Below are 12,528 nucleotides of genomic sequence, written 5' to 3'. Positions count from 1 at the left end.
GGCTTCATCACAGCGCCCTCATCACAGTGGTTGCGACCAGCGGAATGCCCAGCGGCATGGCGGCACCGAAAAAACCCGGCAGCGACCCGGCGCAATTGCCCGCGCCAATTACCGGGCAGAACGTGTAGGTGATGGTGACGCGCACATGGTCCGTGCCCACTGCGGCGACCGCCACGTTGGCCGTGGTCAACCCGGACACGACCGGGCTACCGACCTGGGCGGGCACGCCATACACCGCGACGTTTTTCGTCTGGGTCTGTAGCGTGGCGGTCAGGGCGATACCGCCCAACGTGGAATTCCAGGCCTGGCTGGCGACGAACCGATCGGCGTCACGGCTGGCCTGCAACAACACGTTGTACTGGTAGAGCATGCGGCCGAACTCGCCGAAGGCCAGCAACAGCATCAGCACCAGGGGCAGCACCAGGGTGAACTCCACCAGCGCCACGCCCTGCTGGGCCTGCGGGGGTTTGAATTGAACACGTCCCATGACGCCTCCTACGAGTCAGTGCTCGGATTGCCACTGCCGTTGAGGTAGGTTTTGTAGAGCTGGATGATCTGCGGGCCGGCATCGGTGGACGGTGTGGGGCCCGGTACGCCATCGCCTTCGCATTCCTTGACGAACTGGCCGAAGACCAGGGAGTCCGAACCACCGCCATCCACCGGCTGCACGACGAAATAACAGCCGAACCCCAGCACCGGAATCGAGGTTGAGCCGCCCTGCTTGCCGGTGCAGTTGCCGACCACGATCTTGAGCATCCGACGTTCGAAAACCCCGTTGCTCTGGCAACCGCTGCCACTCCCGCCTACACAGGCGGCGACCTGGGTGCGCCAGTCGTTGTAGTCCTTGATCGCCTCGCCGCCCGCCGAGAGATCGCCGTTGCTCGAAGTGACCGTCTTGCCCTTGTACTTCGCCTGGTCAAGCGCACTGTCGTAAGTCATCGCCGGTGTGCTCGATGAGGTCACCAGGTCCGGTGGGTAATCGGAGGAACTGATCGGGCCGTTGTAGATGCCGAAGCGGGTGTTCAAGCCCTGGGAGGTCGGGCCGGCCTTGTTGCCGGGTGCGGTCTGGACGTTATCGCCGACACTGCGACAGACCGAACCGCCACCTGCCAGGTCTTCCCGGACTGAACTGCCGCCGGAGCCGAAATCGAGCAGTTGGAAGTTGCCAGGCCCGATGGGCGATGAATTGCCCGCCGCTGTCTTCAAGACTTCCAGGTCACCAAACCGGTACCCCCAGAAATTGCCGGCAGCCGGGTTGTATTGGCCGGGATCACCGCACACCATCAAGGGCGCCAGATCACAAGGCGAGGTCGGGCTGGGGCCGGCAGTGGCAATGGCTGCCACTCTCTTGCTGCCCAGGCCGGCGGTGCCCATGGTCTGGACGAAACTCCAGAAAAAACCGTTCAGTTGATAACTCGATACCGACACCCGCACGTACTTGGCATCGGCAGGACCAGGGTAAGAGAACGGGCCATAGACGCTGCTGGCCAGCTCTACCACAGCAAACGCCCCCGGGTTGCCGGCCACGGCGGTGGCCAGTTCGGTGTTGCCCGATGCCTGGGCGTTTTTGTTCAGCGTGTCCAGGGCTGCCGCGCGAGTCGTGCTGGCCATATTGAGGCCGCCGATGACCTGGCTCAGGGTCTTGGCCCCGCTCAAGGCTGCGGCATCCACCGCGCTCTGCAAACGCGTCTTGTTGAGCAGCATGTGGCCGCCGTCCAGGGCCAACGCTGCCATCATGGAGATCGCCACCAACGCGATCACCATCAATACACTCACTGCCCCTCCCTGGCGTCCTCCGATATCGGAATTCATCATCACGCCCTCGTTGACTGCATTGAGGATCGCCATCGCCTGAAAACCAGGCTGTTTTCGCGCCGCTCAGCGAAGGTTGATCACCTTGCTTTCAATGCCCCGGATCACCGTCACCTCTGCGCTGCCCTGCACCTTGGCGATGCGTTGCACGACGGGCCGTGGCACCGGAGCGGCGGCGACCGCCATGACCGGTGGCGCTGGCGGCGCGACAGCCACGGCTTTTTTCTCCAGGTTCAGGGGGTTGCGCAGGGCCAGTTGCAGCTTGCCTTCGGTCTGCGCGGTGACCAGCGCCTCCGCTTCGACCGCTGTCATTTCCAGCGTCACAGCCCGCACCACCACCGGTTGGGTCTTGTCGGTGCCCGCCGTCTGGTCCACCGCCAGCACCCGCAGGTTTTCCAGGATGGTCCGGGACGTGGCGCTGTTGCTGCCGGCGCTGGTGGTCTTGGTCGCCAGCACATCGACCCGGTTGCCCGGCAGCAGGAATCCGCCGACGCCGACGACATCGTCCACCCGGACCGAGATGGCACGCTTGTCGGGCGCGATCAACGAGGCCAGGGTGCTGCCACCCAGGTGCTCGCTCAGACGCGCACCGCGCACGATGTCGCCGCGCAGGATGTCGAACGTGGCGATCTTGCCCACGGCCTTTTCACTGGAGTCAAAGGCATCGTCCGGGATCGTATCCATCGGCATGCGCACAGTGGTGACCTGCTGGGCCTCGACCATTTGCCCGAAGGGGATTTCCACGGTGGCGACCACCACGCTGCGCAGGTGATCATCGGGGGTCGCATTGAGTCGCGCACTCAACCAGGCGTCGGCCATCCATGCAGCGCCAAGGCCCATTACCAGGGAAACGCCAATCAGCGGAAGCGTACGAGAGCTCATGTCGGTATCTCCGAATCAAAGGAAGTCGAGCTGAACGAAGTAGTTGTGCCAGGCCCATTCCAGCTCTTGCGGCATCAGGGGTCCGGAACCGCCCAGGTAACGCTGGCGGTCGAGCGCCATGTTCAACAGATCGCGCGGATGGCAAGGCACCAGGGGCATGCCTTCGCCGGCATACAGCCGCTGCAGTACATAACGCACCAACAGCGGGTCGTAAGGGACACCCAGGCGCTCGCATTCCTGGCGCCAGATGCGTTCGTATTCGTCGGGCTTGAGGTAACCGAACTGGACCTTGTAGCCAATGCGCCGCAGGAACGCCTCGTCGGCCAGCTCCAAAGGGTTGAGGTTGGTAGAGAACACCAGAACGAGGTCGAACGGCAGTTCGCAATGCCGACCGCCGCCCAGGTTGATGAAGTCACGCTTCTCTTCCATGGGCACGATCCAGCGATTGAGCAACTCGGCCGGGGCCATGCGCTGGCGGCCCATGTCGTCGATGATGAACAGGCCATTGCTGGCCTTGAGTTGCAAGGCGGCCTGGTATTGACGGGTGAACGGATCGTAGCGGACATCCAACTGCTCCATGCTCAACTCGCCGCCGGTGATGACGATGGGGCGCTTGCAGCACAGCAGCCGGCGGTCGATGCCTTCGTTGAGCATCAGATTGTTCGGTTGGCTGTTGTCATCCAGGCGCTGATGCACCTGCGGGTCGTAGATCTCGATCACCGACTCGTTGATGACAATGGCGTGGGGCACCCAGATGGCCTCGGCGAACAGGCGGATCAAGCGGCTGCTGACGTAGGTCTTGCCGGTGCCCGCCGGACCATAAATCATGATCGCCCGCCCGGAGTTCAAGGCCACGCCCAACTGGTCGAGCATGCCCTGGCCCAGCACCATGCCCGACAGGGCCTGCTGCATGTCGTTGGCGGTGATACGACCGTGGTGAATGGTCTGGATCTTGATCAGCGAGCGATAGGTGCTCACCGGGAACGGTGCCGCGCCGATATAACCGCTGCGGGCCAAGGCGTCCCGGGCAGAGCTGCGGCCGCGTTCGGTCAGGCCATAACGCAACGCCTGCACACTCGCCTGGCCGATCTGGCCCAGCACCTCGACACGACCATCCTTGCGCAAAAACGCCAGGACTTCTTCCAGCACTGCGCCGGTCAGCGCCAGGCGCTCGACCAACCGCGGCATGTCCAGCACACCGGCGTCATGCAGATGCTTGCACACCAGTTCGCCGAGAAAACTGTCGCTCAGGCCGGTGTCGCGAATCGTGCAAGGCTGGGGTGCCAAGCGTTGTACCGCTTCCCGTTCGCTGGGGTAGGCATCACTATCGTTGATGACGTGCATGACTAGCCTCCCCAGCCGCCGGCAACCAGCTGCCAGTAGACGCTGTTCAACGTGCCGATCAGGATTGCAATCGAATAAGGAAAGGGCTTGCCGGCCACTTCGTCCGAAGTGGGCGCCAGGTAGGACTGGGCCCGAACGATCAGCCAGTAACGCCCGAGGGTTTGCAGCAACTGGCCGCGGACCAGAACAATCAGGAATCCGCACACACCGCCGGCGATCAGGCTGAACAATGCAGCCCATAAGGCGTAATGGAATGGCAGGAAGCTGCCGACCATGGTCATCAATTTGACGTCTCCGGCCGCCATGCCACCCACTGCGTACATCGGCAGGAACAGCGCGAAGCAGATCAGCAGGCCCAGCAGGCTGTCGCCCAAGCCGCTGATCCCGCCCGTGTAGACCTGACCGGCCAGCCCCAGGGCGAGCCCCAGAAGGACCAGTGAGTTGGGGATGCGGTGGCGGAGCAGATCGCTTACCACCGCCACACCCAGCAGTCCCAGCAGAATGAATGTCGACACCAGCAATTCCATGGACATGGCGCGTCTCCTGGTTGCAGTTATCGTTAGCAGGCAACGTTGCTGTTGACGACCTGGCAGAGCGCCCGGATCCTGGTATCCACTGCGCCGCCCAAAAGGACGAACGCTGCCGCCACCAGCACCGTGATCAAGCCACCCGCCACCGCGTATTCCACGATGGTCAGGCCTTCTTCATCTTTGGCGAATTGATGGATCGAAGTTCGGATTGTGTGCAGAGTCATTTTATTTACCTCATATTCAGAAGTAATACGGCAATGAACTTAGTTGTTGGGGACAGCGCCAAGTCCATTTGAGGGATTCGTTGTACTCACTGCAAAAGAGTCGCAAGCGTTATTCCGTAAAAGTTGCCGTGTCCCCCTATCGCAAGTGGTTGCGATCAGCAGGCAACGTTGCCGTTGACGGCCTGGCACAGGGCACGGATCTTGGTATTCACGGCGCCGCCCAGAAGAACGAAGGCGGCGGCCACCAACACCGTGATCAACCCACCGGCCACGGCGTATTCCACAATGGTCAGGCCATCTTCATCTTTGGCGAACTTCAGTACCGAAGCCTTGATAGTTTGAAGAGTCATTTCGCACACCTCATCGGGGTTGTTTTTCAAGGGCAGTACATCGCGAACTGCCTGATGCAACCCTAGTCAGGAGGCCGGCCTAGCCGTTAGGAGGATTTTGCACATCGCTAGGATTATTTTGCGCGAGGTCATCCGCTGGGGCCGTGGGAGCCGTCGCAACGGAATGGCGATAAAAGCGTGGTTTTTGATAAGAATTTATTCGGCGCGGTGATAGCACATTGACGATACTTCCGGCTAAAGGGCAGGAAGAACCACTGAGCAGGCACATGACGTCGAATCTGACTGGAAAGCCAAGGTTGTTGTGGTTCGATCTGACTCATGATCGGTCCACGAAGGAACTCGCCCTCCAGTTCGATCAAGCCTGCCATTGCACGCTAGGCACCAACGCCACATTGCCGGGCGGGGAGCAGGTCGACATGATCTGCATTCATTTCGACCGGCCGGACACTGCGGGCCTGAGACGGTTGCTGGAAATCAAGCGGACCGTGCCCACCATTCCCATCACCATGTTCACCGTGCAGCACTCTGAAGAACTGGCGGTCTGGGCCATGCGCTCCAATGTCTGGGAATACATGGTCCTGCCCCTTTCTGCCACCGAGAGAAAGCGCTACCTGACAGCAGTGGTGCAGCTGTGCGAGTTGCGGCGTCATACCGGCAGCCGGGGCAAGACCTCGCTGATCGACCATTCCCCCACCCTGCCGGATAGCATCCGCCTGACCTCCGGCCATCAGAAACACCAGGCCCTCAATCACATCCAGTTGTACATCGACCAGCATTTTCGCGACAGCATCGATCAGCGTGACCTGGCCAAACGTTGCGGCATGACCACGTTTCGCTTCAGTCGCCTGTTCAAGGAGGCCAACGGGCTGGGCTTTACCGACTACGTGCTGAACAAGCGCATGAGTTTTGCCAAGGAACTGCTCGATAACAGCGAGATGCCCATCACCAGCATCGGCTACGAAGCCGGTTTCAAGGACCCCTCCTACTTTGCCCGCGCCTTCAAGCAGTACGCCAACTGCACGCCCAGCGAATACCGCCTGGCGCGGCAGATGCGCACGACGGTTGCCACACCATCGATGCCTGAGGAAGAAGCAACCACGGCAACACTTGAGAGCCTGGTGCACAGCCTGGAGGGCTGACGGGCATCTTGATGCGGTGGCTGGCGTTCAGGTGACTCAAGGGGCGAGCTTTCTTCTCTCGATAGGGACTGACAAGACAATGCTGGTACGCGTCTCTCCATACGCGTTGATATTGGCAATGATCGCCTCGATTTCAGCCATGGATTTGGCATAGATCCTGATCAGATAGGAATCGTTACCGGTGATATGCAGGCACTCGACGACCTCGGGAATGTCCTGCAGCGTCGCTATCAATTTGGCTTTAGCCGGCTTGAGGGTGGTGATGCCGACGACAGCCGAGATGCCGTACCCCAGCTTGGTGGGATCCAACTGAGCGCTATAGCCCTTGATGACCCCGGAGTCTTCCAGCTTGCGTAACCTGTCAGTGGTGGCAGGAATAGAAAGACCCGCATGCTTGGAAAGTTCCGTGATGGAAATGCGGCCACAATCCTGTACCTTCCCCAGGATTTTTATGTCTATACGATCCATGTGCGTTTCTCTCAGTAAGAACTGTAAAATTTAATGAAAAGCCCGCGTTTTTCATTAAAAAAATCATGCACCAAAATAAAGCAGAGTGCTAGCCTATTTCCTGCCTGAAAAGCCTAAAAAGAATCCGGGCAATCAATAGCCCTCCTCTTTAGCATGACGCACTGCATAATAAAATATTTCTCTCCAGGGATGGTGTTCGTATGGAAGATGAAAAAATAAAGTGTGGGAAAAAGTCACATCCGCTCGCTCGGTATATTGGAACGCAAGTCCTAGATCTGCGTAACTTCAAGAGAGATCAGATCCTGATGTACCTGATGGGCGTCGGCTTCTTTTCGGTGGGTGCCAAGTGCTTCATTATCAGCCAACTGGGAACCGATCCTTTAGATGTCCTGATCATTTCGATAGATAAGCTACTTGCCCTTGGCATGGGCGCGTGTTCGGCTATCGTCTCGCTGTTCTTTCTAATATGGTGGATGCTCTGGAACAGAAAATACCCGCCGATCAGTCCATTCATTACCACCACACTGACAGGTCTGCTGATTGACTTGTGGTCGGTGCTGGGAATGGGCGAGTACCTCATTGTCCGAGTCAATGAGTACACCTTGTTGGCGATAGGACTGATCCTGTGTGCCTACTCGTCTGCGCTGATCATCATGAGCGGTATTGGTATCAGGATCATGGACCTGGTGGTATTGACCATGGTCTCCAAATGGGGCTGGTCATTCACCAAAGCCAAAATGATCATTGAAATCGGTATCTTTTCAAGTGGTTGGCTGCTGGGGGGGCCTTTCGGTGTGGGAACAATTGCCTTCTTATTGGTGATTGGGCCACTTATTCAACCTTTCATGAACATGAATACCCGGCGTTTCTCACTCAAGAACCACGGATTGATCCGCACTTCGTCCGCCTACTGACTACAACAAAATGACTGCCACTTATGGCGGCTGGATTGTTTCGCCTCGACTTTTTTAACCGATGATGTTGTTGGCAACTTTCGCAATGAGGAAATGAGAGATGGACACTACAAAAAATAAAAACTGGACCTTGGAAAGCACCCCGGCAAAACTGGAGGAAATACTCCCTGGGGGAGCCGTAAAGTGTCATCTTTCGCCACGCAACTGTGTCATCCAGGAGGGCAAGTTAGGTTTTTGCAAGGTTCGCGGAAATCGAGGCGGCCGCCTCGTTACATTGAATTACGGGAAAGGCGTTCACAGCACTGAAGAGACGATCGAAACCGAGGCGGTCTTCCACTTTGCCCCCGGCGAGCGGATCCTTTCCCTGGGCAACATTGGTTGCATGCTCAACTGCGGTTACTGCCATAACTGGAAAACTTCGCAGGCCAAGTATGTAACTGACAAGGATGTGTATTACTACACTCCGGAGCAGGTTGTGGAAACCGCGCTCAAGCATGGAATACGCGTTCTCTCCTGGACGTACAACGACCCGGTGGTCTGGCATGAATTCATCCTCGACACGGCAAAGCTGGCCAAGGAAGCAGGCCTGATCAACCTGTATAAATCAGCTTTTTTCATCAGTGAAGAAGCCATTGATGAGTTGTTGCCGGTCATTGATATTTTCTCGATTTCACTCAAATCGATTTCCCCCGAATACTACCGGAAGGTCACCACGGGCTGGGTTGAGCCGGTCCTGGCCGGTATCAAGAAAGTCTACGACGCCGGCAAATATGTTGAAGTCAGCACCTTGATGGTGACCGACATCAGCGACGATGAAGACACGGCCAGAAAAATCAGCCAGTGGGTATTGGATGAACTGGGGCCGAACGTGCCCCTGCACTTCGTGAGATTCCACCCCGATTACAAAATGAGCAATAGCGTGCGAACGCCCGTGGACAGGCTCTTGAAGGCTCGGGATGTTGCCCGGAGCATGGGCGTCGAGCATGTCTACCTAGGGAACGTGAATGATGTCGAAGGCACCAATACCAGTTGCAACAACTGTAACGCCCTACTCGTTACCCGCTACGGCCTGAACGCCGAAATCATCGGACTGGACAGCAAAGGCTGCTGCTCTCAGTGCGGCCATGATGCGCATTTCAAATTGCTGGGCGAATACAAAGCCAATACCCCGGTCGGGATGCAAGAGGATGCACTGTCTGCTTACGAGAAGCGAAAATTCGAATGGCACGGGGATATCGTATCGCTGCACGCCCAGGTGCTGAATACCGAAGACTTTGAACAGACCGTCTACCTGCGGCGTAACTATACCGACGGGCTCAACAGCGATTGGAAATCACTGACATTGCGTCCGCATGAAAGCTATCGATTCATTATCGCCAAAGCCCGAATCGATGAGTCGGGGCCTGAGGTCTGGCTACCCAACGGGGTGAATTCAAACCTTCATGAAGTATTCGACAGGGCTCACTTCCCAACCGAATCGATCGAAGAGATTGGTATCTCGCAAAACGACATTACGCCGACCATAGGCTATGAGGGCAAGCAGAACATGTACGAACAGGTCATCAAAATGGTGACCCAGGCATGAACGTCTCCACCGAAATACTTCATATCAAAGTCGATGATCGAGAGGCTCACCCCTCGGTCACACCGATCTATCAATGCAGCGCCTTCAGTGCTGACTCGGCATTCTTCTATTCGAGAAAGGCCAACCCCAATGTGACGGAGTTGGAACAGGTGGTCGCGTCCCTGGAGGGGAGCGAATACGCCTTGGCCTATAGCACCGGGATGAGCGCCATCTACATGGTGCTGGAGCTGTTGAAACCCGGTGGGTCGCTGGTGATCAACAAATATATCTACGGCTGCTCCTATAAGCTGTTCCAGCGCTACGCCGCACGCATCGGCGCGCAGCTGACGATCCTGGATCTCACTACAGAGGCTGGGTTGAAAGCGCTGCCAGCAAACGTCGATATGGTCATTTTCGAAACACCTACCAATCCGTTCCTGAAAGACATTGATATTCATGCGGTCAGCAAAGCAGTCAAACAAAACAATCCAAGCGCCCTGGTGATCGTCGACAACACCTGGGCCACGCCGATCTATCAGAAGCCGCTGAACTTTGGCGCCGATATCTCGCTGTACAGCGCGACCAAATACTTCTCCGGGCATAGCGATGTCATGGGTGGCCTGGTGCTCGTCAACGATCAGGCGATCTATAACCGCCTGCTCGAAGGTCGCTTCTATTCAGGCTCGATATTGACTCCCAATAGCGCATGGTTGCTTCGCCGAAGCATGCAGACGTTCAACCTGCGCATGGAGAAACACAGCCATACGACCTTGAGCATGCTCAATTACCTGCGAGAACTGCCATTTATCGAGCACGTCTATTATCCGCGCATCGATGGCAAGCAGCTGACAGGTTATGGCGGCATCGTGTTTGTCGATATCCGGCCTGACCTGGTTCCCTTCTACAAAACCTTCACCAGCGCCCTCAAATGGTTTGGCACCGGCACGGGAATGGCTTGCGTGACCTCGATGGTTGCGCAGCCGTTCAGTGGCAGCCATGCCTCGATGACGGAACAGGAAAAAGCCGACATGGGCATTGAAAAGGGTCTGGTTCGATTGTGCTTTGGCTTGGAGGACCTCGAGGATCTTAAAGAGGACCTGCTGCAAGCATTCGAAGCCATGGAAAACAAGGTTGACCAGGCAACCTCACTCAATCCTGCGTAGCGGCTGCCAGTCATGAGCAACGGGCGCCCAAAGCGTTCGTTGCTTTTTTTATGGAGAAGCGAGCGTGTCCAACGCCGTCGAAAATACGCTATTCGAACACCCTGTCCTCAACGTTATCCATCTTCTGAATACGATTGCCCAGGAAAACCCAGCGGCTATATCACTGGCTTCCGGGCGACCTGACGACCAGTACTGCGACCCCGCGCTCATCGACAAGGGATTGGCCCGCTACCGGCAACACGTCGCCGGTACCGAGCTCTCACTGGCGACACTGCTTTGCCAATATGGAAAAACCTCGGGAATCATCAATGAAATAATCGCCGACTACCTGTACGTAGATGAAGCGATAAAAGTTTCCAGTCCCGAACATATCGTGGTGTGCATGGGCTTCCAGGAAGCTTGCACCTTGACGCTCTTATCGCTCTTTGAGGGAGGCGGGATTTTACTGGTGCCCGATCCTGTGTTTTCCGGGGTCACAGGTATTGCAAAACTGCTGGGCATAAAGATGCTCCCCGTTCCCATGGCGACCTTTCTCGACCCAGCCGCCCTGCGCAAATTGGCTGAAGAGCTTGAATCCAGAGGGAAAAAAATACGCGCGCTGTATGCGATTCCAGACTTTAGCAATCCTACGGCCGACAGCCTGTCCTATCCCGCCAGGAAGGCAATGCTTCGCCTGGCCAATGACCTGGATTTTTTCATCCTGGAAGACACTGCCTACCGTTACTTCCGATACGAGGGCGATGAGATTGTGTCGATGAGGTCGATGGACAGCCGTCGAGTGTTCCTGCTCGGCTCGTTTGCCAAATCGATTTTCCCAGGCTTGCGCATGGGCTACGTAGTCGCTCCGGAAGGCGCAGGGATCACGCCCTTCAGCGCCCGGTTGTGCAAGGCCAAAAGCTTGATCACGGTCAACACCCCAGCCCTGTGCCAGGCGGTCGTCGGCGGTTTGCTGATCGAAAACAACTACTCGCTGAAGGGCCTGAACCAACCCAGAGTGTTGTCTTACACGCAGAAAAGGAACCACATGCTTGAATGCCTTGAACATGCATTCCCATCCGAAGGCGATTCCCAACGAACCGTCACCTGGAATCATCCGGCGGGCGGCTTCTTCATCAATGTGCACCTGCCTTTTGTCTTCGGACAGACTGAAATGAACGAGTGCGCCAGGCACTTCAGGGTCATCGTATTCCCCACGTCCTTGTTCTCACTGACAAACGAAGCGGTCAATCAGGTCAGGTTATCGTTCAGTAATGTGACAGCTGCACAAACTACACAGGCGATAGGCCGTTTCAAGGCCTATGTTGAGTCCAGGATGGGTAAATCCCCTTCTGACTCTGAAGGGGAAACTTTCTCAGGCTCCCGTGGCCAGCATGACGCCGGTTGCCACTTGGTAGGCCCCTAACAGACTGATGGTTGCCCCGGAAAAGTAGTTGATCAATTTAATCTTCGACTGGGCGATCCTGGCCTTGAAAATGGAGGAGAACCCGCTCAATCCCAGCCACCAGACAGCCGAGCCGAGGAATATGCCGGTCACCATGGGCAGCACTGAGTGCTGACTGCCTTGTTCACCGGCCATGCCATCACTCAGCGCGGCAAATATCGCGATAAACGACAAAATGGTCATGGGGTTCGACAAGGTCAGGAACAGCGTGGTCGAGTACGCCTTGAACATGTTGGCGCGCTCGCCCCCCATGGCGGTTGCATTACCCTTTGATCGTATTGTCTGATAACCAATGTAGGCGAGGAACAACCCTCCCAGAATACATAACCAGGGTTTGAAGCTGATGAGCGTCGCGATGATGGCGGTGATTCCCAACGCCCCTATGAATCCATAGATTGAATCGGCGGTGGCCGCCCCCAATCCTGTCGCAAAACCGGCTCTCCAGCCCAGCATGAGACTCCTTTGTATACACAACAGCCCAATGGGCCCCACAGGGGCCGCAATGCAAAGCCCAATGACCATTGATTTAACGAAAATCAACATAGATGCACCTCCAGAATGGGTACTGGAAGGTTAGGAGAACGGCAATTTTTTAGAAATTAATTATTAATTTTCACAAGCGCTTTTACGGCAATTTTGCATGTTGTTCACTCACCTTCCCTTCATTATTAAGGTGATCAGCCCCCACCCCCTGAAA

Annotated in this window: 14 protein-coding genes; 5 read left to right on the top strand and 9 right to left on the bottom strand. The window is 56.7% G+C overall.

Translation table 11 applies throughout. The features are described 5' to 3' along the window. Window positions 1-7: 7 nt before the first annotated feature. The 7 genes from CGA22_RS20930 to CGA22_RS20900 form a co-directional block, all read right to left on the bottom strand. Window positions 8-487 (bottom strand): TadE/TadG family type IV pilus assembly protein, encoded by a 480-nt coding sequence (locus CGA22_RS20930; protein ID WP_041020990.1) that lies wholly within the window; start codon window positions 485-487, stop codon window positions 8-10. An 8-nt stretch (window positions 488-495) separates the two neighbouring features. Further along, window positions 496-1,815 carry a TadE/TadG family type IV pilus assembly protein gene (locus tag CGA22_RS20925; protein WP_041020992.1) on the bottom strand — a complete coding sequence of 440 codons (1,320 nt, stop codon included), beginning with the start codon at window positions 1,813-1,815 and terminating at the stop codon, window positions 496-498. Window positions 1,816-1,878: 63 nt separating this feature from the next. Beyond that, complete coding sequence (gene cpaB, locus CGA22_RS20920; RefSeq protein ID WP_188258693.1) at window positions 1,879-2,694, bottom strand: Flp pilus assembly protein CpaB; 816 nt, start codon at window positions 2,692-2,694, stop codon at window positions 1,879-1,881. 15 nt (window positions 2,695-2,709) lie between these two features. After that, entirely contained in the window at window positions 2,710-4,038 is a 1,329-nt protein-coding gene (locus CGA22_RS20915) for an ATPase AAA (RefSeq protein WP_041021676.1), read from the bottom strand. 2 nt (window positions 4,039-4,040) lie between these two features. Beyond that, complete coding sequence (locus CGA22_RS20910; protein WP_041021677.1) at window positions 4,041-4,571, bottom strand: prepilin peptidase; 531 nt, start codon at window positions 4,569-4,571, stop codon at window positions 4,041-4,043. 26 nt (window positions 4,572-4,597) lie between these two features. Further along, window positions 4,598-4,792, bottom strand: a complete 195-nt coding sequence (locus CGA22_RS20905) for a Flp family type IVb pilin (protein ID WP_041021678.1) — start codon at window positions 4,790-4,792, stop codon at window positions 4,598-4,600. 155 nt (window positions 4,793-4,947) lie between these two features. Continuing rightward, window positions 4,948-5,142: a Flp family type IVb pilin gene (locus CGA22_RS20900; RefSeq protein ID WP_008070254.1), complete on the bottom strand. Its 195-nt coding sequence runs from the start codon at window positions 5,140-5,142 to the stop codon at window positions 4,948-4,950. A gap of 266 nt (window positions 5,143-5,408) precedes the next feature. Here CGA22_RS20900 and CGA22_RS20895 point away from each other — a divergent pair, with 266 nt between their 5' ends. After that, entirely contained in the window at window positions 5,409-6,281 is an 873-nt protein-coding gene (locus CGA22_RS20895) for a DNA-binding response regulator (RefSeq protein ID WP_041021679.1), read from the top strand. A 36-nt stretch (window positions 6,282-6,317) separates the two neighbouring features. Here the strand turns inward: CGA22_RS20895 and CGA22_RS20890 are convergent, their stop codons facing one another. After that, window positions 6,318-6,749: an Lrp/AsnC family transcriptional regulator gene (locus tag CGA22_RS20890; RefSeq protein WP_041021680.1), complete on the bottom strand. Its 432-nt coding sequence runs from the start codon at window positions 6,747-6,749 to the stop codon at window positions 6,318-6,320. Window positions 6,750-6,949: 200 nt separating this feature from the next. Between CGA22_RS20890 and CGA22_RS20885 the strand changes: the two genes are divergently transcribed. The 4 genes from CGA22_RS20885 to CGA22_RS20870 all read left to right on the top strand — a co-directional run bounded on the left by CGA22_RS20885 (window position 6,950) and on the right by CGA22_RS20870 (window position 11,792). Then, a complete protein-coding gene (locus tag CGA22_RS20885) occupies window positions 6,950-7,663 on the top strand; it encodes a YczE/YyaS/YitT family protein (protein WP_041021681.1) in 714 nt (237 codons plus the stop codon). A 100-nt stretch (window positions 7,664-7,763) separates the two neighbouring features. Next, window positions 7,764-9,248 carry an AmmeMemoRadiSam system radical SAM enzyme gene (amrS, locus tag CGA22_RS20880; RefSeq protein WP_041021682.1) on the top strand — a complete coding sequence of 495 codons (1,485 nt, stop codon included), beginning with the start codon at window positions 7,764-7,766 and terminating at the stop codon, window positions 9,246-9,248. Next, window positions 9,245-10,390 (top strand): trans-sulfuration enzyme family protein, encoded by a 1,146-nt coding sequence (locus tag CGA22_RS20875; protein ID WP_041021683.1) that lies wholly within the window; start codon window positions 9,245-9,247, stop codon window positions 10,388-10,390. The genes amrS and CGA22_RS20875 overlap by 4 nt, the downstream gene beginning before the upstream one ends. A gap of 64 nt (window positions 10,391-10,454) precedes the next feature. Beyond that, window positions 10,455-11,792 carry a PLP-dependent aminotransferase family protein gene (locus tag CGA22_RS20870; protein ID WP_084213730.1) on the top strand — a complete coding sequence of 446 codons (1,338 nt, stop codon included), beginning with the start codon at window positions 10,455-10,457 and terminating at the stop codon, window positions 11,790-11,792. On the opposite strand, the gene CGA22_RS20865 is transcribed toward CGA22_RS20870, so the two are convergent. Beyond that, window positions 11,742-12,374, bottom strand: coding sequence for a LysE family translocator (locus CGA22_RS20865; RefSeq protein ID WP_041021684.1), 633 nt, complete (start codon window positions 12,372-12,374; stop codon window positions 11,742-11,744). The two genes, CGA22_RS20870 and CGA22_RS20865, sit on opposite strands and share 51 nt — an antisense overlap. Window positions 12,375-12,528: the final 154 nt, after the last annotated feature.

It is taken from the genome of Pseudomonas sp. PSB18 (assembly GCF_014596565.1).
Classification (GTDB): Bacteria; Pseudomonadota; Gammaproteobacteria; order Pseudomonadales; family Pseudomonadaceae; genus Aquipseudomonas.
This window is presented reverse-complemented; position numbering and strand designations above follow the sequence as displayed.

Excerpts from the sequence above, each read along its gene's own strand:
- CGA22_RS20895 (WP_041021679.1), top strand. The coding sequence starts at position 5,409 with ATGACGTCGAATCTGACTGGAAAGCCAAGGTTGTTGTGGTTCGATCTG.
- CGA22_RS20930 (WP_041020990.1), bottom strand. The coding sequence starts at position 487 with ATGGGACGTGTTCAATTCAAACCCCCGCAGGCCCAGCAGGGCGTGGCG.
- CGA22_RS20925 (WP_041020992.1), bottom strand. The coding sequence starts at position 1,815 with ATGATGAATTCCGATATCGGAGGACGCCAGGGAGGGGCAGTGAGTGTA.
- CGA22_RS20865 (WP_041021684.1), bottom strand. The coding sequence starts at position 12,374 with ATGTTGATTTTCGTTAAATCAATGGTCATTGGGCTTTGCATTGCGGCC.
- CGA22_RS20910 (WP_041021677.1), bottom strand. The coding sequence starts at position 4,571 with ATGTCCATGGAATTGCTGGTGTCGACATTCATTCTGCTGGGACTGCTG.
- CGA22_RS20875 (WP_041021683.1), top strand. The coding sequence starts at position 9,245 with ATGAACGTCTCCACCGAAATACTTCATATCAAAGTCGATGATCGAGAG.
- cpaB (WP_188258693.1), bottom strand. The coding sequence starts at position 2,694 with ATGAGCTCTCGTACGCTTCCGCTGATTGGCGTTTCCCTGGTAATGGGC.
- CGA22_RS20900 (WP_008070254.1), bottom strand. The coding sequence starts at position 5,142 with ATGACTCTTCAAACTATCAAGGCTTCGGTACTGAAGTTCGCCAAAGAT.
- CGA22_RS20885 (WP_041021681.1), top strand. The coding sequence starts at position 6,950 with ATGGAAGATGAAAAAATAAAGTGTGGGAAAAAGTCACATCCGCTCGCT.
- amrS (WP_041021682.1), top strand. The coding sequence starts at position 7,764 with ATGGACACTACAAAAAATAAAAACTGGACCTTGGAAAGCACCCCGGCA.
- CGA22_RS20905 (WP_041021678.1), bottom strand. The coding sequence starts at position 4,792 with ATGACTCTGCACACAATCCGAACTTCGATCCATCAATTCGCCAAAGAT.
- CGA22_RS20915 (WP_041021676.1), bottom strand. The coding sequence starts at position 4,038 with ATGCACGTCATCAACGATAGTGATGCCTACCCCAGCGAACGGGAAGCG.
- CGA22_RS20890 (WP_041021680.1), bottom strand. The coding sequence starts at position 6,749 with ATGGATCGTATAGACATAAAAATCCTGGGGAAGGTACAGGATTGTGGC.